Here is an 18,484-nt window from a genome sequence, read left to right on the forward strand (position 1 = left end):
CCCTACGTTGTTGCCCCTGCACCCGGGGGCGTCTACGGCGCCGTCGCGCGGTATGACCCGAATTTGGGCCACCCGTCCCTCGCCTACGTGCTGGGCGTCGGCGGCGGCCCGCCGGGCGTACCCGATGGCCTCGGCCGAGATGTCCACGCCGGTCAGGCGGTGGCCACGCGCGGCGAGGGCCAGGGTGTGCCTGCCGCTGCCGCAGGGAGCGTCGAGGACACGGGCGCCGGGCCGCAGCCCGAGATGACGTTCGACGAAGTCGACGTCCGCCTCGGTGGATTCCGGCGTCGCCGCGCGCCGCCAGAACTCGTTGGGAAGTTCGGTGAAGAAGTTCGCGTACCAGGTGGATGAGATGTCGTGTGACATGGGAAAGCTCCAATGGTGTCGTGCGTCAACATGATCGCGACATCACCGGGGCACCACGGGAGAAGGCCGATCGCCACTCGGGTTGTCTCAGGCGTCGACCTCGATCGTCACCGCGCCGGAACGGCCGGTGCGATGCGGTGGCCCGGTGTCAGATCCCGGGCAGCCATGGCTTCCTCCACACTCGTCGCCGGACCTCGCCCGGCGGAACTCCATCGACGGTAACAGAGCGGGTCGCATCTCGCCGCCGGGTTTTTCGCCGCGACCGGTCAGTCCGCCGCCCCGCGCTCGTCGGCGGAGGCGCCGGGGACATCGGGGGTGTCGGGAGTGTCAGGGACATCGGGGGTGTCGGGAGTGTCAGGGACGTCGGGGACGTCAGGGGCGTCGGGGGCGTCGGGGGCGTCGGGGATGTCCTGCACGTTGTGCGCCATCGTCGCGAGCACCCGTTCGAAGGCGGCGACGTCCTCCTCGTCCAGGTCCGCACGCAGCCGCCGGTCGAAGGCCGTCGCCGCCTCCCGCAGCCGGTGGAACAGGGCCTCTCCCTCCGGGGTGAACTCCACCATGTGGGCGCGCCGGTTGGCCGGGTCGCGGCGGCGGGTGAGCAGGCCGGTGCTCTCCATCGCGTTGAGGTGATGGGTCAGCGTGGCCCCCTGGATGCCGACCGCCTCGGCCAGCTCGCGCTGGTTGCCCAGCCGGTGGGTCTTGAGGGAGATGAGGATCAGCCACACCGGCAACGACCCGCCCGCGGCGGCCAGCGTCTCGTCGAAGGCGCGGCCGACGGACTTGGCGGTACGCGTCAGGTGCAGGCCGATCGGCGGCCTGAAGGGTGGCGGCATCCGCCCACGATAACATCACGCTCTAACCATTTGACATCTAATGATTAGACATCTATCGTTCTGACGAGACGGGCCGCGGGGTGCGGCCGTTCGTCTCTGTCCACCACATCCCGCCCGTCAGGGGGAGTACGCGATGGCCTTTTCCACGGGGAGCACGCCATGACCGTCCACGGGGAGCACAGCATGACCGTCCACGGGGAGCACACCATGACCGTCCACGGGGAGCACACCATGACCGTCCACGGGGAGCACAGCATGACTGACCAGGGGAGCACGCGATGACCGCCACGAACACCACAGACACCACGACGCACTCGGCCGGAGGCCGTCCGCTCGACGGCAGGGTCGCGCTGGTCGCCGGAGCCAGCCGGGGCATCGGCGCCGTCACCGCGCGGGCCTTCGCCCGTGCCGGTGCCGCCGTCGTGCTGGGCGCCCGCGACGAGCGGGCGGTGGAGTCCGTCGCCGAGTCCATCCGCGCCGAGGGCGGCCGGGCGCTGGCGGTGCCCGCCGACGTCGGTGACGCCGCGTCGTCCGAGCGGCTCGTCCGGCACGCGCTGGACACGTTCGGCCGCCTGGACGCCGCCTTCAACAACGCCACCGACGGCCCCCTGCCCGCACCGCTGGCCGACATCGACCCCGACGACTTCGACCGGGGGATCCGCACCAACGTCCGCGGCACGTTCCTCGGGATGAAGTACCAGGTCCGGGCGATGCTCGGTTCGGGCGGCGGCGCGATCGTCAACATGGCGTCCATCGCCGGGACGCGGGGCACCGCCAACCTCGCCGCCTACGTGGCCGGCAAGGCGGGGATCATCGGCCTCACCCAGGTCGCCGCGCTCGACTACGCCGACCAGGGGATCCGGGTCAACGTCGTGGCCCCGGGGCCGATCCTCACCCACCATCTCAGGGCCGCGGGCGAGGAGGCCCAGCGCATGGCAGGTCTCTCCACCCCCATGCGCCGCGTCGGCCGGGCCGAGGAGGTCGCCGACGCCGTCGTGTGGCTCTGCTCCGACCAGGCGTCCTTCGTCACCGGGGTGGTCCTGCCCATCGACGGCGGGCAGTACGCCGGCAACAAGCCCCCGCGGATGTACCGCCAGGGCCGGCCCATGCAGCCCCAGTCCGCGCAGCCTTAGGTCCATACAGCCCCGGTCCATACAGCCCCGGTCCGTACAGCCCCGGTCCGTACAGCCTCAGAGCCCGTGACCCGCCGCGCGGGGCCGGAGAGTCACGACCCAGCGGGGAGGCCGGAGAATCACGACTCCGACGGGAGGCCGGGGGTCACGGTTCCAGCAGTTCGACCGTGCCGTGCTCGCCGTCGACCCTGACCCGGTCGCCGTCGCGCAGGCGCATCGTCGCGTTGCCGGTGCCGACCACGGCCGGGATGCCGAGCTCGCGGGCGACGATCGAGGCGTGGGACAGGGGGGCGCCCATGTCGGTCACCACGGCGGCGGCGCGGGGGAACATCGGGGTCCAGCCGATGTTGGTCAGCGTCGTCACGAGGATCTCGCCGGGGGCGAGCCTGTCGCCGTCCTCGGGACCGGCGATGACGCGGACCACGCCCTCGACGACGCCCGGCGCTCCGGGGAAGCCGGTCACGGTGTCGCTCACCGGGGCGCCGCCGCCCCTGGCGTCGAAGATGTCACCGCGCCGGGCGGGGTCGGCGGCCCAGCGTTCCGGGTCGAAGCGGCCGACGATCAGCGTGGGGTAGGCGGGCAGGGCCGCGTACCGCTCGTACGTCGCCCGCCGGACCGCGACCTTCGCCGCCGGGGTGTCGTCGCCGCGCAGGACGGTGAGGATCTCCTGGATCGACAGGAAGAACAGGTCGTCGCCGTGGCCGGTGAGTTCCCCGGCCCGCAGGACGAAGGCGCGCAGCGCCCAGAAGGCGCGGATCACCTCCGAGCGGGCGCTCTCCCGGTCGCGGACGATCGCGTTCCACCGCGCCACCCGCAGGCGCGTCCCCGCCAGCTTGCGGGGGTGACGCTCCCCGAAGCGCCTCCAGGCCGCCTCGCGCGCCTCCCGCTGGTGGTCGAGCCGCGTACCGGCGTGCCCGCCACCTCCGGAAAGGGCCGCGAGCCGCGCGTCGATCCACCGCGGGTCCTCACCGGGCCGGGGGATGGAGACCTCGAACTCGTGCGCGCCCCGATGCCCGTAGAGACGGGCGAACGTCTCCCTGTCGATCTCCTTCGCGGCGAGTTTCTCCAGGCCGACGATCGTCCCGAGGCTGGCGAGCTCCCCGTCGGCGTTGGCGCCGGTGAGCATGGCCTCGGCGTCCTTCTCGCCCACCGCCTCGCGCAGCCTCGCGCGGGTCATGACCAGGATGTTGCCGCCCTGCCGCCCGGCGGCCTCCAGGGTCCGGCAGGCCTCGACGAAGTACGGGAGCAGCTCGGCCTCCCACAGCCCGGCCAGCTCGCCCGGGGTCGCGGTCGCGGCGATCCGCTCGCGCAGCTCCTCGCATCGCCGTCGCGCCGTGGCGAGGAAACCGGGCATCCTCTCGGCGTTGGCCGCGATCCGCCTGCGCAGGGTGAAGGCGAGCGGCAGCACGCTTTTGATGATCTGCCAGCGCGAGGCGGGCAGCAGCGGCACGTCCAGGCCGCGCGGCAGCCTGCCGAAGACCTGCTCGACCGCGCCGAGCCGCTTCCGCATGCCCAGGGCATGTGCCACCGAGAACACGACGCTCATGTTCATGTAGAAGCGGCCGCCGATGTTGCCGACCATGGTGAAGCCCGGCAGCGACGACGTCGACATCGCCTCCCCGATGAAGATCTGGACGAGTGACCACGTGCACGGCGTCATCACGTCGGGGATGGCCTCGCCGAGGTTGGCGCTGGTCCACAGGCAGTCGCCGGTCAGGCTGTCGTTCCACTCCTCGACCTGCCGCCTGAGCCGGGTGATCGGGCGGGCCTGCACGACGAGGAACGTCCCCCCGCGTCTGACCCACTCCACGTCCATGGGCGTCCCGTACAGTTCCTCGATCTCCGTCGCGAGCCGCGCGAGCCGGGTGACCTGGGCGGGGTCGAGTACGGGCCGGTGGCGCAGGTCCTCGGGCACGGGTTCCTCGCGCGTGCCGCCGGGGACGCGGACCGTCATGACGGCCTTGTCGCCGACGCGCTCCTCGACGATCTCACCGCTCTCCTCGCCGCCGGTCCTGGCGACGATGACGGTGTCGGGTGTCACCTGCCCGCCGACGACGGCCTCGCCCAGGCCCCACGAGGCGTTGACCACGATCTGGTCGAGCGCGCCGGTGACCGGGTTCGCGGTGAACAGGACGCCCGCGGCGTCGGCGTCCACCAGTTCCTGCACCACCACGGCGAGCGCCACGTCGTCCTGCGGCACGCCGTTCGCGGCCCGGTAGGCGATGGCGCGCGCGGTCCACAGCGAGGCCCAGCAGCGCCGGACCGCGTCCAGCAGGCCGTCACCCCGGATGTTGAGGTAGGTGTCCTGCTGCCCGGCGAACGACATGCCGGGGAGGTCCTCCGCGGTGGCCGACGAGCGTACGGCGACCGGCACGTCCTCGCCGAGCCTCGCGTGGGCCGCGCGGATCTCGGCGGCGGTCTCGGCCGGTATCTCCCGCCCGGAGAACAGCTCCGCGATCCGCCGCGACGCCCGCTCCGGGGACGTGCCGGAGACGGCCTCCATGATCTGGTCGTTCAGGCCGTCGCGCGAGACGAAGTCGCGGTAGGCGTCCGTGGTGACGTGGAAGCCGCCGGGAACCGGCAGGCCCGCGCGGGCCAGCCGGGCCAGCGAGGCTCCCTTGCCGCCCGCCAGCGCGAGGTCGGCCGCTTCGTCGTCAAGGGGGAGGGTCTTCACCGTGCGTTCTCCTCGTTCTCCTCGAACTCCTCGTTCTCCCGGAAGCCGAGGGAGACGCGCAGTTTCCGCCGCGCGGCCTCCAGGATGGCGTCGACGTACTCCAGGGTGGCCCGCGTCACCGCGCGGGTGACGTCGGCGGGGAGCGGGCCCGCGACCTCCGTCGCGCTGCCGCCGGCGTCGGCGATCAGCTCCGCCAGCCGTTCGTCGGGCGGCCGGTATCCGGCCGGCATCCTCGGCGAGACGAGCAGGGACCCGTACAGGACGGAGACGAGTATGGTCACGTGCTCGGCGGGCGACAGGTCGCTCCGCAGGGCGCCGTGGCTCCGCAGTGTGGCGAGGTAGGCCTGGAAGTCGCCGCCCAGTTCGGCGCCGGCCGCGCCGTCCCGCTTCTGGCGCGTGAGCCTGCCCAGCACCTCCGAGTCGCCCAGGACGCTCGCCCGCATCAGGGGCCTGCCGAGGACTTCCGAGGCGAGCGACCTGAGCAGGTCGCGGAGGGTGGCCGGGCCGTCCCCGAGCCGCCTCCGCACCTCGGTGACCATCTCGACCCGCTCGCGGCGCACCAGCGCGGCGAACAGCTCCTCGCGCGTCTTCCAGTGCAGATAGATCGTGCCCTTGGCCACCCCGGCCCGCCGGGCGATGTCCTCGACGGTGGTCTTGTCGTATCCCCAGCGCAGGACGAGGTCGGCGGCGGTGTCCAGGATGCGGTGCGCCCGCGCGAGCCGGTGCGAGGCGTTCTGCGGGGGGCGCCCCGCCCTCCTGGTCTCCGGCTTCACGGCACCGTCGTTTCCCGTAATTTTGACCAGATGTCATTATTTGGTCATTTAATTAATACCACGCCGCCGGGGAGGTGGTGGTAGGGGATCGAAGCGGCGGTACGGGGACGGCGTGACGGTGTGTGGACGGCGTGACGGTGCCGTGGGCAGGGTGCGGGGAAGCGGTGCCGGTGTGCGGCCGGGAGCGCGTCCGGGATGCGGCCGGGAGCGCGTGCGGGGTGCTGCCGGGAATGCGTCCGGGAGCGCGTCCGGGGTGCGCGAAGGCGTGAAGGGTCGTGGAAGGGCCGGAGGATCGCGTCCGGGGGGCGCGGTGGCGTGAAGGGTCGCGAAAGGGCTGGAGAAGTTACGTCCGGGGGCGGTGCGCGGGCAGGTCGAACCAGACGCCGGTCCCGATCTGCCCGGTGCCGCACAGCCGCGTCCAGCGGGCCCCGCAGTGACCGGCGGTGAACTCGTCGACGATCCGCAGGCCCCGCCCGCCGAGCTCCAGGTCGTCCACGCGGCCGGGGGTGGTGAGCGGGCGGTGCAGCAGGCGTTGGATCAGCGGGACCCCGCCGCCGGCGTCGGCCACCTCGGCCCTGATCGGCAGGTCGTCGTCGTGCAGGACGCGAAGCTCGTACGGGCCCGGGGCGTAGCTGCCGGCGTTGGTGGCCAGCTCGGTGACCACGACCTCCAGGTCGGCCACCTCGTGGGCGGCGAAGGGCGGCCGGGACAGCAGGTCGCGGAGCAGCCTGCGGGCGCGGCGGGCGGCGTTGCCCGGGGGGAGGCACCAGGCGGTCATCCGGAAGCGGTCGTGGACCCTGCCGTGCACGCCGAAGTCCAGAGCCTGAGCGCGCTCGGTGAGCATCGTCGCTCCTATCGCGTAGGGGACCAGGGGCACTGTCGCCGGGGCGTCCGGCCGCGCGCTGGTCTGAATTACCCATGGTGCGGGACAAGACCGATATACGGAGAGTCGCAGGACCAATACTGTCCGCAGATCGGTTCGCCGATAGGCCGGGCCGATCAGCTTGCATGATCGGTCGTACCGATACGGCTTCGGCGGCGCGGGGTCGCCGGTTACCTTGGCGTCAAGGGAACCCGTCAAGGGGATCCGCCAGGGGATTCGGCCGGGAAAGGTCGGCATGAACGTCAGCAGTGGGAACGCGCAGGACATCGACCCAGCGCTCTGGGAACGCCCGCAGATGCGCCAGGCTCTGGCCGCCCGCGACATGGCCACCGTGTACCGGTTACTCCAGCGGATCGGGGTCTCACAGCGTCACATCGCCGCCCTCACGGCCCAGTCCCAGTCGGAGATCTCCGAGATCCTCAAGGGCCGCCAGGTGATGGCGTACGAGGTGCTCGGCCGGATCGCCGACGGGCTGGGGATCCCGCGCGGCTACATGGGACTGGCCTACGACGCCTCGTCCACCGCGCTCGCCGGGGCGGCGGCGGCCGAGCACCGCGACGACCCCGGCGAGGACGAGCAGGTGCGCCGCCTCCTCGCGCACGCCGCGCAGGTGACCATCGGCGCGACGGTCGGGGACGCCGAGGAGTGGGCCGAGCCGCTGACGCCCACGGAGACCCCCGTCCCGTACCGCATCGGCATGGCCGACGTCGAGCAGATCGAGGCGGTGACCCGCACGCTGCGCGCCCTGGACTACCGGCACGGCGGCGGCGTCTGCCGCGACGCGGTGGTGGCGCAGCTGACCTGGTCGCAACGGCTGCTGCGGGCCAGCTGCCCGGAGTCGGTCACCCTGCGGCTGCACGAGGCGCTGGCCGACCAGCACAACCTCGCGGGCTGGACCTCCTTCGACGTCGGCCTGTACGGATCGGCCAGAGGTCACCTGGCCCGCGCGCTGGAGCAGGCCAAGTACGCGAGGAACTCCTCGCTCGCGGCCAACGTCCTGTACCGGATGGGACGCGTCCACCTGCACTGCGACCGGATCCTGGACGCGCTGCGGTTCTTCCAGCTCGGGCAGATCTGCGCGCAGGACGCCAGCTGCGAGCGGACCGTGGCGATGCTCTTCGCCAACGAGGCGTGGGCCTACGCGCTGCTGGGCGACAGCGACCTCGCGCTCAAGTCGATCAACAGGGCGAGCGACGAGCTGGCGCGCGCCCGCGACCGCGAGTCGCCCGCCTGGGTGAGCTTCTTCGGCACCGCCGACCTCGACGCCACGAGCGGCATGGTCCACGCCGACCTCGCCGAGACCCACCTCGACAGCCACCTCGGCATCGCCGAGCGGTTCCTCACCGAGGCGCTCGGGCAGCGCGACCCGAGCATGGCCAGGAGCAGGGCGTTCGAGCTGACGGCCCTGGCGACGGTGCAGCTCAGAGCGGGGGACATGACCTCGGGGCTCGCCAACGGCGACGAGGCCGTCACCCTGGCGACCGAGATCCGTTCGGTGAGGATCATCGACCGCCTCGCGCCGCTGCAGGCCGTCGCGATGATGCGGGCGCACAGCGGCGACGCGCAGGACCTCGCCCGGCGGATCTCGGCGGTGCGCGCCGCATGACGACGACCACCGACCACACCGGCGGGCTCACTCGCGACCGGCTCCGCTCGCTGCTGGCGTCGGTCTGCGACCGGGCGGGGCTCGTGCCCGGTGACGCCGAGGACGCGGAGCTGATCAAGTTCACCAACAACGCCGTCTTCCGCCTGCGGCGGGCGCCCGTGGTCGTGCGGGTCGCCGGGTCCTCGGCCGCGCGCTCCCGCGTGCCGACGGTGGTGCGGGTCGCCCGCTGGCTCGCCGACCACGACTTCCCCGCGGTGCGGCTGCTGCCCGGCTGCGAGCAGCCGCTCCAGGTGGAGGGCCACGTGGTCACCCTGTGGGAGGAGACCCCCGAGGTGGGGCCGCGCCCCGGCGGCGGCGAGCTGGCCGCCGTGCTCAGGCGGCTCCACACGCTCGGGGACCCGCCGGTGGACCTGCCGGAGTGGACCCCGATGACCGAGGTCCGCCAGCGGCTCGACGAGCCGGAGGACCTGCCCCCGGACGACCACGCCTTCCTGCTCGACGAGTGCGACGAGATCGAGGAGCGGCTCGCCGTGCTCGACTACGTGCTCCCCGCCGGGGTCATCCACGGCGACGTGTTCATGGGCAACGTCATCGCAGGTCCCGGCGGGCCGGTGCTGTGCGACTTCGACAGTACGGCGATCGGCCCGCGCGAGTGGGACCTGGCTCCCGTCGCGGTCGGACGCCTGCGGATGGACTATCCCTGGGACGAGCACACGCCGCTCGCCGAGGGCTACGGCTTCGACGTCACCCGCTGGCCGGGCTTCCCCGTCCTGCGCCGCCTCCGTGAGCTGAAACTGGTCACCAGCGTCGTGCCCGTCCTGCGCAGCAACCCGGGCATCCGGCCGCAGTGGGAGCACCGCATGCGCAGTTTCAGATCCCGCGACCAGACGGTCAGGTGGCAGCCGTACCGGTGACCGGGTTTTGAGGAGGCCGGCGCCCGGCCGTCCGGAGGGAGAACCGGCCGGCCGGTGCCGGGGAAGCGGTGACCTGCCGTCCGGGGAGGAGCGGTGGCCGCCTGCAGGGAAGCGGCGACCTGCCCTACCGGGGGAGGGGCCGTGGACGGCTGCCGGAAGTGAGCGGGTCCGCCGTCCGGGGACTCCCGCCGTCCGGGGATTCCCGCCGCTCGGGGATTTACGAGCGGGCCTGCCGTCCGGGGATTTCGGGCGGGCCCGCTTCGGGGATTTCGAGCGGCCTGCCGTCCGGGGGTGGAGCCGCGGCCGGTTGTCGGGAAGCGACCGGGCGCGTCGTCCGGAGGGGCGGGGAGCGGCGGGCGGCTGTCGGGAAGCGACACCCGGTCAACGTTCGGGACGGTTTTCACGGGGGACATAGGGGCTGAACTCCGGGCCCTCGTTCGAAGGACATCGCATGCTCAGCATCGGCAAGCTCAGATCCGCGGACCGCGCCACCTGGGAAACCCTGTTTCGCGGCTACAACGACTTCTACGGGCGCACGCTCACGCCCCAGTTGTACGACCGCGCCTGGAACGAGTTCCGGGAGGACGTCCGGATGCACGCCCTCGGCGCGAAACTCGACGGCGAGCTGGTCGGCATCGCGCACTTCCTCATCCACTCCAGCACCACGGCGCTGGACGTGTGCTATCTGCAGGACCTGTTCACCGCGCCGGAGGCCAGGGGCAAGGGCGCGGGGCGGGCGTTGATCGGGGAGGTGACCAGGTGGGCCCGCGCCCGTGACTGCAGCCGGGTCTACTGGTCCACCCAGGAGACCAACACCGCCGCCCGGCGGCTCTACGACAAGGTGGCCGTGAACCGGGGATTCATCCTCTACCAGATCGACCTCTCGGCGGGTGGGTCCTGACCGAGGCCGGTGACCGCAGGCGACCGGTCGCCGCGTCCGCCGCGTCCTCTGTGTTTGCCGTGCTCTCCTACGTCCCCTGTGTGCCCGTGCGCTCCCCGTGTTCCCCGAGTGAGCGCCGCCGATCTCCCGCGATCCCGTCTCCCCGCTCTCCTGCCCTCCCCGGTCTCTCCCGCGACCGCGACCGCGAGCACGAACGCGAGCACGAACGCGAAAAGGATTTGTGGCCCCCCGCCCCGGCCAGCATGCTGGACGTCATGCTGATCAGAGACGCGACATCCGGTGACTGGCCGGCGATCTGGGCCTTCCTCCGCCCGATCGTGGCCGCCGGCGAGACCTTCACCTGGGATCGCGACGTCAGCGAGGAGCAGGCCAGGGCGATGTGGCTGCTGGAGCCTCCGGGGCGCACGGTCGTCGCCGTCGACGCCGGCGGGACCGTTCTGGGCACGGCCAAGATGAATCCCAACCACATGGGGCCCGCCGCGCACATCTCCAGCGCGAGCTTCATGGTCGATCCCGATCACGCCGGACGCGGCGTCGGGCGGGCCCTGGGCGAGCACGCCCTGGACTGGGCGCGCGCCGAGGGCTACCGGGCGATGCAGTTCAACGCCGTGGTGGAGACCAACACCCGGGCGGTGCGCCTGTGGCGCTCGCTCGGTTTCGAGGTGCTGGCGACGTTGCCGGAGGGCTTCGACCACCCGGTCAAGGGCTACGTCGGCCTGCACATCATGCACCGGTTCCTCTGAACGTAAGAGCTCCTTCCCCCGAACGTACGAGCCGATCGCCGGTGCGCGGTCAGCCGCCCCCCGCGCCGGGGCCCGCCGCCCGGCCGCGCCGCCGACCGGCCGGGGCGACGCCGAGGCGCGGCGCCTCGACGTCCTCGATCGTCTTGGCGCGCCCGCCCGCTCCGGGAGCGGAGGGGGACGACCGCTCGGCCGTCAGCTGGGCGAGCGCGACCAGGAGAAGCTCGCCGCTGCCCCAGTCGGCGCGGTCGCCGCGGCCCAGCTCCACGACGCGCCGCATGACCTCGGCGGGGCTGAGGCCCAGCGCGATGGCGATGAGTTTGGCGGCCTGCAGGAGCTCGTGGTCCCGGGCTCCCATCAGGCCCTCCCGGGGAGGCCGCCGCCTGCGGGCGACGGGTGGATCGGGAACGGCGGGGCCGCCAGGGCCCGGTCGTGGGGTGACCCGCGCATCTCTCTGTCTCCTCGGCTTGGCGTTCGGGGCTGAGGACATGTTCTCCGACGGCACACCGGCCGGTCCGGTCCTCCCGGCAGCCGATCCCGCGGGCGGACGCGGCGCGGGCCCGCGACCGTCGCTCCCGCCGCGGGTCAGGAGACCCGGGACGGAGGGGCTGTCCACGTGTCGCAGGCGGCGGGGGAGACCGCCCGGTGGCCGCGTTCGAACCAGCGGAGCCGGTTGGCGCCGGTGCCGTGGGTGCGGTGGTCGCCGTCGTCACCGCCGGCGCGGAGCGCGCCGGACAGTGCCTCCCAGTCCTGTCCGGTACGGGGCAGCGAGCCTCGTACGCTGCCCAGGAACACGCCCGCCAGGCAGTCGGCCTGGAGCTCGTAGCGGCGGCCGAGCTCGGCCTGGTGGGTGCGGTCGGAGCGGACGCGGGCCTCGTAGCCGGCCCTGACACCGGTGAGGCTCTGCAGGTGGTGGCCGTACTCGTGGGCGGCCACCTTGAGGGGGTACAGATCGGTCCGGCCCTCGATCCAGTAGCCGGTGAGCGGGAACACCAGCGTGGCGCGTTCGGTGCAGTAGAAGGCGTCCGCGTTGGCGGGCCAGCGCACCCCGCACACGCGCCGGGCCGGTTCCTCGTAGAAGCGGACCGCGGGTTTGCGGAACCTCAGCCCGGCGCGCGTGAGATGGGCGGACCACGATGTGTTCAGGCACTTCACGGCCGCCGCCAGATACTCGCGCGTCAGCGGCACGCCCCTGTCGATGATCGGCGGCTCCTGACAGGAGGTGGCCGCCAGCTTCCCGGTCCTCAGCAGCGGGTTCTTGGGTGAGGTGGCCTGCGCGACCCCGGACGGCAGCACGGCGAGACACACGGTCACCAGAAGGGTCCACCGGGTGAGGGAGGCGGAGCGCCGGGAGGCGACGCCGGGCGGGAGGGGGCGCATGGTCGGACAGCATAGGACCCCCGGCGCGCCATGCCGAGGCGGCGCGGGAAAAAGGGGAGAGGGGCCGGAGAAACGGATCTGCAGAGTGCCGACTCCGCCTGGAGAAGGTCATCCCGGACTACGTCGAAGCCGCCTGCCGGCTCCAGGTGGGCCCGGCCAGGAGGCGACGAGGTCGTCGGCGAGCTGGACCCGCCCGGGGTCTGAGAACGCCGTGGTGCCCGCCGGGTTTCACCGGCCGCCGCGCGGGCGACCGGACGCTCACGCGGGGACTCTTGCCGGACGTTCACGAGGGAACGGGACGGTGTTCTCAGAACGCGGCCCGCTCGGCGGTCGTGGCTCCGGCGTACGGCGTCAAGATGATCCCGGTGCCGGTGGTGGTGACCGGCGTCCAGCCCGCGATCACGAGGCCGGGGGCGGCTCACCGGACGGACAGGTCCTGGGGCGGTTGAGGACAGGTCGAGCCCGCGCCGGTGGGAGCATCGCCCGATCTGCCGGAGGTCAGGGCCGGGAACGAGGTCAGGACCGTGAACAAGGTGTCGAAAGCGGCCGGGCAGGCGCGTTCGGACGGGGCGGCGAAGCCGATTAACAGGCCCTGCGGACGGCCGGCGGGGTCGTGGTGGAGTTCGGTGAGACCGCGCAGGGCGAGGCCGTGGCGGGCATACGCGGTCAGGAGCCGCTCCTCGGCAGGGCCGTCGGGCGGGAGGGTGACGAGGGTGTGCAGGCCGGCGGGGACCCCGTGGGCGGTGAGGCCGGGGAGGGCGGCCACCCGGTCGAGGAGGAGTTCGCGGCGGCGGCGGTAGCGCAGGCGGGCGGCGCGGATGTGGCGGTCGTAGGCGTGCGTGGTGATCAGGTCGGCGAGGACGAGCTGGCCCAGGGTCTCGGTGTACAGGTCGGCGTGCTGCTTGGCCCGCGTCACCGGTCGCACCAGGTGGGGCGGCAGGACCATCCAGGCCAGGCGGAGGGCGGGGCCGAGGGTCTTGGACACGGTGCCGCAGTACACGACCTGATCGGGAGCGATGCTCTGGAGGGCGCCGACGGGCTGGCGGTCGTAGCGGTACTCGCCGTCGTAGTCGTCCTCGACGATCAGGCCGCCCGTGGAGCGCGCCCACGCGGCCAGGGCCCGGCGGCGGCCGGGACGCAGCGGAACACCGGTCGGATACTGGTGCGAGGGGGTGAGGAACACCGCTCCCGTGCTCCGTGTCAGCGCCTCCACGCGGGCGCCGTGCGCGTCGACGGGCAGGGCCTCGACGGCGAACCCGGCACGTCGCACGACGTCGCGGTAGCCGTTGTGGCCCGGGTCCTCCACGGCCACGGTGCCGGTACCGCCCGCGGCCAGCACGCCGCTGAGCAGGCCGAGGCCCTGGTGGTAGCCCGAAGTGATCACGATTCGATCCGGGGTCGTGATCACGCCGCGGGTGCGGCCCAGGTAGTCGGCGAGCGCGGCCCGCAGCTCGATCCGCCCCTGCGGGTCTCCGGCGCCGAAGACCTCGGGGCGGGCGTGGGTGAGGACGCGCCGGGTGGAGGCGAGCCAGGCGCGGGTGGGGAAGGCGCTGAGGTCGGGGAGGCCGGGGCGAAGGTCGTGGCGGGGAGCCGCCGGAGCGGGCGCGTGCCGCGCGGGGGCCTGGGCGCGTTGCGACACCTCGGCCACCCTGGTCCCCGATCCCGGCCGCGCGGTCAGGTAACCCTCCTCGGCCAGCTGGTCGTAGGCGGCGCTGACGGTGCCCCGCGAGAGTCCGAGTTCCCTGGCCAGCCCGCGGGTGGACGGCAGCGGTGTCCCGGCGGGCAGGCGCCCCTGGCGAATCGCCTCCCGGAGCGCGGACTCCAGGCCGGAGCGCCGCCCGCCCGCGACGTCGAGGGGGATGTACAGGTCCAGCCGGGAACTGGCCCAAGAATTCGACACGAAACCGGATCTTATTCCTGGTCCGCCTGCCCCTTACGTTCGAGGTGAGCCCGAACGAGGGGCATGAGCGTGAAACGGGCCGCTGACGCCGGAATCGGCTCGCTGACACCGGTTCGAGGGGGTGCCGGTTCGAGAGTTGCTGGCTCGAAAGGCGCCAGCTCGAGAGGTGCCGGTTCGAAGGGCGCTGATTCGAAGGGCGCTGGTTCGAGAGGTGCCGGTTCGGAGGGGTGCCGGTTCGAGGCCGCCCGGCCGTCCCCGCTCACCTCCCGCACATCACGACGAAGGCACCACGACAAAGGCACCACGACAAAGGCACCACGCAACGAAGCCACCATGACGAAGCCACACAACGACGAAGCCACACAACGACGAACGAAGACACATCACGACGAAGGGACCCCAGGGATGATCGTGATCGCCCACCTCAGCGACACCCACATCGACGGCGGGCAACGCAGCGTCGAGCGCACCCAGGCCGTCATGAACCACCTCGAAGACCTCCCCTACGACCTGGACGCCGTCCTGGTCACCGGTGACATCGCCGACCACGCCCTGCCGGCCGAGTACGAGCAGGCCCGCCGGCTGCTGACCTCCCGGCACCCGGTCGTGATCTGTCCCGGCAACCACGACGAACGCGCCGCGTTCCGGCGGCACCTGCTCGGGCAGCCGGAGACGGCGAGACCGGTCAACCAGGCGCACCACGCGCCCGGCGTCGTCATCGCCCTGTGCGACTCCTCCGTGCCCGGCAAGGACGAGGGCTTCCTCGAGGACGAGACACTGGTGTGGCTGGAGGACACCCTGGCCCAGGCCCCGGCCGGGGTGCCCGTCCTGGTCGGGTTCCACCACCCGCCGGCTACGCTGCACATTCCCTTCGTCGACGGCATCCGCCAGTTCGGGGCGGAGCGGCTCGCCGCGATCGCGGACCGTCACCCCAACCTCGCGGCCTTCCTGTGCGGCCACGCCCACACCTCGGCGGCGACCACCTTCGCCGGACGGCCGCTGCTGGTGGCGCCGGGAGTCGTCTCCACGACCCGGCTCCCCTGGGAGCACCGGGCCCACCCCGATGACCACGTCCACCTCGACCAGCCGCCCGCGCTCGCCTTCCACGTCCTGGACGACGAGGGACGGCTGACCACTCATCACCGATGCGTCGTCAAGCGGTCCCGTCGCCACAGGACTTGAGCCCCCGCCGACCGCGCCCCGCGTGAGGACCGACGGCCCGATCACCGAAACGCGTCACCCGGTACGGCGGTATCTGCCGGGGGCGGTGCCGTACCGGCGTTTGAACGCTCCGGCGAAGGCGAACTCCGAGGTGTAGCCGACCCTGGCCGCGACGGCGTGCAGCGGGGCGTCGGACTCCCGGAGGAGCCGGGCGGCGGTGGTCATCCGCCACCAGGTCAGGTACGTCAGCGGCGGCCGGCCCAGCAGGGCGGTGAAGCGGCGGGCGAACGGCGCCCGCGACAGCCCCGCCTCGGCGGCGAGCGCCGCGACGGTCCACGGGTGCGCGGGGTCGCGGTGCATGGCCTGCAACGCGGCGACGGTGGCCGGGTCGTTGAGCGCCGCCGCCCAGCCCGTGGCCCCGGGGACCGGCCGCCGGTCGAGCCAGGCGCGCAGGATGTGCAGCAGCAGCGTGTCGAGCAACGCGGGAACGATGGCGTCCGTGCCGAGACGGGGGTTCTCCAGCTCGGTGGCGAGCAGGTCCACGGTGGAGCGCAGCTCGGGGTGCCGCCCGAGGTGCGCGGGAAGGTGGATGAGCTCGGGCAGGTCGTCCAGCAGCGGATGGGCGAGGTCCCGATCGAGGCGGTACCCGCCGCAGAGCGTCACGGTGGCCGGAGGACCGGCGTCCTCGGAGAGGTCGGCGCGGAATCGCGGGACATCCGGCTCGTCCGGGTCGCAGGCGCGCGCGATCGCCGGGGGCGTCGGGCTGCCGGCCAGCGTGTGCCCGTGCCCATGGGGCCGGAACACCACGTCACCGGCGGCCAGCGGCACCGGGGCGTCACCCGGCCGGAGGAGCCAGCACGATCCTCGCAGGATTATCTGCAGGCCGGCGGCCCCGGGCATGGCCGCGAACTCCTGCGCCCACGGGGCGTGCCACGCCACCAGCGCCGAGCTCGGCCGCCCGGTCCGCATGAACGCGATCACGTCGCTGAGTACGTCCATCCGGCAAGGGTATCCCCACAGAGACGATCAAGTATGAATCGAGGCTTCTCAAGCATGGTTCATCTCCCATAGGCCCCCGTAGGTTCGACCTGTGAAAGCCATCCGAATTCACCGGTACGGTGACGCGTCCGTCCTCCGCCACGACGACATCCCCCGCCCGGCGCCCGGCCCGGGCGAGGTACTGATCGACGTCGCCGCGACCTCGTTCAACCCGTCCGACATCGGGTTGCGCGAGGGGCTGCTGCGCTCCGTCTTCCCGATCGACCTGCCGTACACGCTCGGCGGGGACGTCGCGGGCACGGTCGCCGAGGTCGGCGACGGTGTGCACACCCTCGCCGCCGGTGACCCGGTCATCGGCCGGCTCGACGGCGGGGGCGCCGCGGCCGAGTACGTCGTCGCCCCGGCGGACATCCTCGTCGCGGCGCCCGCCGGCGTCCCCCTCGCCCACGCCGCCGCCATCCCCATCGCGGGCCTCACCGCGTGGCAGGCGGTGTTCGAGCACGCGGACGTCACGTCCGGGCAGCGGGTGCTCGTCAACGGCGCGGGCGGCGGCGTCGGCGGGTTCGCCGTCCAGCTCGCCAAGCACGCAGGGGCGCACGTCGTCGCCACCGCGGGTCCGCGCAGTGCCGAGACGGTACGCCGGTTCGGCGCCGACCGGATCGTCGACTACACGGCCACGCCCGTCGCCGAGGCGCTGGACGAACCGGTCGACGTGGTCCTCAACATCGCCGCGGTCAGCGCCGACACGCTGGTGCCGCTGGTCCGGCCGGGCGGCGTCGTCGTGTCCATCACCTTCCCGGTCGAGGTGCCGGCCGGTTCCCCGGTGAGCGCGACGCACTTCGTGGTCCGCAACGACACGGGCCACCTCGCCGCCCTGGTCAAGCTCGTCGAGACCGGCGCCGTCCACCTCGACATCTCCGCGTCCCGCCCGCTCGCCGACCTGGCCGCGGTCCACCGCGACGCCGAAGCCGCCCGCACCCGCGGCAAGATCATCCTTGTTCCGTGAAGGAGCCCTTGGCATCGCCGGCCATGCCTCTCTCGTCGCCCGGTACGCCAAGCGGGCGGGGGCCACCTCGTCTGCCCGATCTGCCTCGGTTCGCGGGAACTCGACATGGGCGAGCTCATCGACGGCGCCGAGCCGGGCGGGACCGTCCCCGTGTGGCGGTGGAGCGGCAACGAGGACGCCACGACCTTCGGCTACCGACGGCGGAGCTCACGAGGTCCGGTACCGCCGGAGCGGCCCTCGGCGGCATCCTCGCGGTCGAGGCGGGGCTGATCGTACCGGCCTCCGCTCGTGAGGCCATGATCACACCGAACGAGAACGATCAAGTCATTCGAACCGGCGGTCGAGCCCGGCCGCCCACCGCGAGGTCGGCGGGTGCGCCTCCTCCCCACCCGCCTCCGGAAGGCCACCGTCGGAGTGATCGGCGGAGATCCGGTTCCGTGACCGGGCAACACGTACACTCGGAGACATGACCGCTGCCCATGACTACGAGGACATGCACCACCTTGTCGACCGGCTTCCTCCGGCCGGGGTGCGGCGTCTACGTGTGCTCGTGGAGTCCGATCCGGAACTCGCCAGGTTTGTCGGGGCTTCGGACCCCGAAACCGTACGGAGGGGACTGTCGTTCATCGGCCTGGGGGCTTCTGGACGAGATGATGTCTCCGAACGGCATGACGAGCTGCTTCGTGAAGGGTTAGATCGTCCTTCGTGACGGTTACCTTGCTGGATACCGGCGTCCTGTACGCCGCGATCGACCGATCCGATGCCCATCATGAGGTGTCCGCGCGGTTGCTCTCCACGTTGCCCGATCGGCTTCTTCTCCCCGTGACCGTGCTGACCGAGACATCCTGGCATGTGGAGAGGAATCTCGGCGCCAAGAGTGAAGCCGCGTTCCTGACGTCGGTGGCGCGAGGCGAACTCGAACTGGTGGACCTGACGGTTGAGGACGTCGACCGCACCGCGCAACTCATCGAAACCTACGACGATCTGCGGCTGGGGCTGGTCGATGCCTCGGTGATCGCGCTGGCGGAGCGGCTGGAGATCTCGAAGGTCGCCACCATCGACCGTCGCCATTTCACCGCTGTACGACCACGTCATGTCACGGCCTTGACGTTGTTGCCGGAGATCTTGTGAGGCTGCCGAGGAAGCCGTCCGCCGGTCCGAACGCTGTTGCCCGATCCGGTGCCACAGGACGCGGCCGGCACCTCTGACCTGCTC

General features: G+C 72.5%; 19 protein-coding genes. 10 read left to right on the forward strand and 9 right to left on the reverse strand.

Annotated elements, in window-relative coordinates; genetic code table 11:
- The coding region (locus tag ABT053_RS19945) for an SAM-dependent methyltransferase (protein ID WP_350970581.1) at positions 1-366 on the reverse strand (366 nt) is incomplete at its 3' end.
- A 266-nt stretch (positions 367-632) separates the two neighbouring features.
- A complete protein-coding gene (locus tag ABT053_RS19950) occupies positions 633-1,199 on the reverse strand; it encodes a MarR family winged helix-turn-helix transcriptional regulator (protein WP_350970582.1) in 567 nt (188 codons plus the stop codon).
- 159 nt (positions 1,200-1,358) lie between these two features.
- On the opposite strand from ABT053_RS19950, the gene ABT053_RS19955 reads away from it, so the two are divergent.
- Entirely contained in the window at positions 1,359-1,481 is a 123-nt protein-coding gene (locus ABT053_RS19955; protein WP_350970583.1) for a hypothetical protein, read from the forward strand.
- Positions 1,478-2,332 carry an SDR family NAD(P)-dependent oxidoreductase gene (locus ABT053_RS19960; protein WP_350970584.1) on the forward strand — a complete coding sequence of 285 codons (855 nt, stop codon included), beginning with the start codon at positions 1,478-1,480 and terminating at the stop codon, positions 2,330-2,332. The genes ABT053_RS19955 and ABT053_RS19960 overlap by 4 nt, the downstream gene beginning before the upstream one ends.
- 145 nt (positions 2,333-2,477) lie before the next feature.
- On the opposite strand, the gene ABT053_RS19965 is transcribed toward ABT053_RS19960, so the two are convergent.
- The 3 genes from ABT053_RS19965 to ABT053_RS19975 form a co-directional block, all read right to left on the reverse strand.
- Positions 2,478-5,006 carry a PEP/pyruvate-binding domain-containing protein gene (locus ABT053_RS19965; protein ID WP_350970585.1) on the reverse strand — a complete coding sequence of 843 codons (2,529 nt, stop codon included), beginning with the start codon at positions 5,004-5,006 and terminating at the stop codon, positions 2,478-2,480.
- The gene (locus ABT053_RS19970; RefSeq protein WP_350970586.1) at positions 5,003-5,779 is read right to left on the reverse strand and encodes a TetR/AcrR family transcriptional regulator; all 777 of its coding nucleotides are present in this window, start codon (positions 5,777-5,779) and stop codon (positions 5,003-5,005) included. The genes ABT053_RS19965 and ABT053_RS19970 overlap by 4 nt, the downstream gene beginning before the upstream one ends.
- Before the next feature lie 343 nt (positions 5,780-6,122).
- Positions 6,123-6,623, reverse strand: coding sequence for an ATP-binding protein (locus ABT053_RS19975; RefSeq protein WP_350970587.1), 501 nt, complete (start codon positions 6,621-6,623; stop codon positions 6,123-6,125).
- 274 nt (positions 6,624-6,897) lie between these two features.
- Between ABT053_RS19975 and ABT053_RS19980 the strand changes: the two genes are divergently transcribed.
- From ABT053_RS19980 to ABT053_RS19995, 4 genes are all read left to right on the forward strand, one after another.
- A complete protein-coding gene (locus ABT053_RS19980) occupies positions 6,898-8,268 on the forward strand; it encodes a helix-turn-helix domain-containing protein (protein WP_350970588.1) in 1,371 nt (456 codons plus the stop codon).
- On the forward strand, positions 8,265-9,182 hold the full coding sequence (locus ABT053_RS19985; RefSeq protein ID WP_350970589.1) for a phosphotransferase enzyme family protein: 918 nt from the start codon (positions 8,265-8,267) through the stop codon (positions 9,180-9,182). Before ABT053_RS19980 ends, ABT053_RS19985 begins: the two co-directional genes overlap by 4 nt.
- A 451-nt stretch (positions 9,183-9,633) precedes the next feature.
- Complete coding sequence (locus ABT053_RS19990; RefSeq protein WP_350970590.1) at positions 9,634-10,083, forward strand: GNAT family N-acetyltransferase; 450 nt, start codon at positions 9,634-9,636, stop codon at positions 10,081-10,083.
- A 254-nt stretch (positions 10,084-10,337) separates the two neighbouring features.
- Positions 10,338-10,826 (forward strand): GNAT family N-acetyltransferase, encoded by a 489-nt coding sequence (locus ABT053_RS19995; protein ID WP_350970591.1) that lies wholly within the window; start codon positions 10,338-10,340, stop codon positions 10,824-10,826.
- 49 nt (positions 10,827-10,875) lie between these two features.
- On the opposite strand, the gene ABT053_RS20000 is transcribed toward ABT053_RS19995, so the two are convergent.
- The 3 genes from ABT053_RS20000 to pdxR form a co-directional block, all read right to left on the reverse strand.
- Positions 10,876-11,181 (reverse strand): hypothetical protein, encoded by a 306-nt coding sequence (locus ABT053_RS20000; RefSeq protein ID WP_350970592.1) that lies wholly within the window; start codon positions 11,179-11,181, stop codon positions 10,876-10,878.
- A 227-nt stretch (positions 11,182-11,408) separates the two neighbouring features.
- On the reverse strand, positions 11,409-12,203 hold the full coding sequence (locus ABT053_RS20005) for a neutral zinc metallopeptidase (protein WP_350970593.1): 795 nt from the start codon (positions 12,201-12,203) through the stop codon (positions 11,409-11,411).
- Positions 12,204-12,621: 418 nt separating this feature from the next.
- A complete protein-coding gene (gene pdxR, locus ABT053_RS20010; RefSeq protein ID WP_350970594.1) occupies positions 12,622-14,103 on the reverse strand; it encodes a MocR-like pyridoxine biosynthesis transcription factor PdxR in 1,482 nt (493 codons plus the stop codon).
- 405 nt (positions 14,104-14,508) lie between these two features.
- Here pdxR and ABT053_RS20015 point away from each other — a divergent pair, with 405 nt between their 5' ends.
- Entirely contained in the window at positions 14,509-15,285 is a 777-nt protein-coding gene (locus tag ABT053_RS20015) for a metallophosphoesterase (RefSeq protein ID WP_350970595.1), read from the forward strand.
- Between the two features lie 54 nt (positions 15,286-15,339).
- On the opposite strand, the gene ABT053_RS20020 is transcribed toward ABT053_RS20015, so the two are convergent.
- Positions 15,340-16,263 carry an AraC family transcriptional regulator gene (locus tag ABT053_RS20020; protein WP_350970596.1) on the reverse strand — a complete coding sequence of 308 codons (924 nt, stop codon included), beginning with the start codon at positions 16,261-16,263 and terminating at the stop codon, positions 15,340-15,342.
- 91 nt (positions 16,264-16,354) lie between these two features.
- Here ABT053_RS20020 and ABT053_RS20025 point away from each other — a divergent pair, with 91 nt between their 5' ends.
- The 3 genes from ABT053_RS20025 (at position 16,355) to ABT053_RS20035 (ending at position 18,400) form a co-directional block, all read left to right on the forward strand.
- Entirely contained in the window at positions 16,355-17,269 is a 915-nt protein-coding gene (locus ABT053_RS20025; RefSeq protein WP_350970597.1) for an NADP-dependent oxidoreductase, read from the forward strand.
- Positions 17,270-17,735: 466 nt separating this feature from the next.
- Positions 17,736-17,978 carry a hypothetical protein gene (locus ABT053_RS20030; protein ID WP_350970598.1) on the forward strand — a complete coding sequence of 81 codons (243 nt, stop codon included), beginning with the start codon at positions 17,736-17,738 and terminating at the stop codon, positions 17,976-17,978.
- Positions 17,975-18,400 carry a type II toxin-antitoxin system VapC family toxin gene (locus ABT053_RS20035; RefSeq protein WP_350970599.1) on the forward strand — a complete coding sequence of 142 codons (426 nt, stop codon included), beginning with the start codon at positions 17,975-17,977 and terminating at the stop codon, positions 18,398-18,400. Before ABT053_RS20030 ends, ABT053_RS20035 begins: the two co-directional genes overlap by 4 nt.
- The last annotated feature ends 84 nt before the right edge of the window (positions 18,401-18,484 follow it).

The organism is Streptosporangium sp. NPDC002524, assembly GCF_040295985.1.
Lineage (GTDB): Bacteria > Actinomycetota > Actinomycetes > Streptosporangiales > Streptosporangiaceae > Streptosporangium.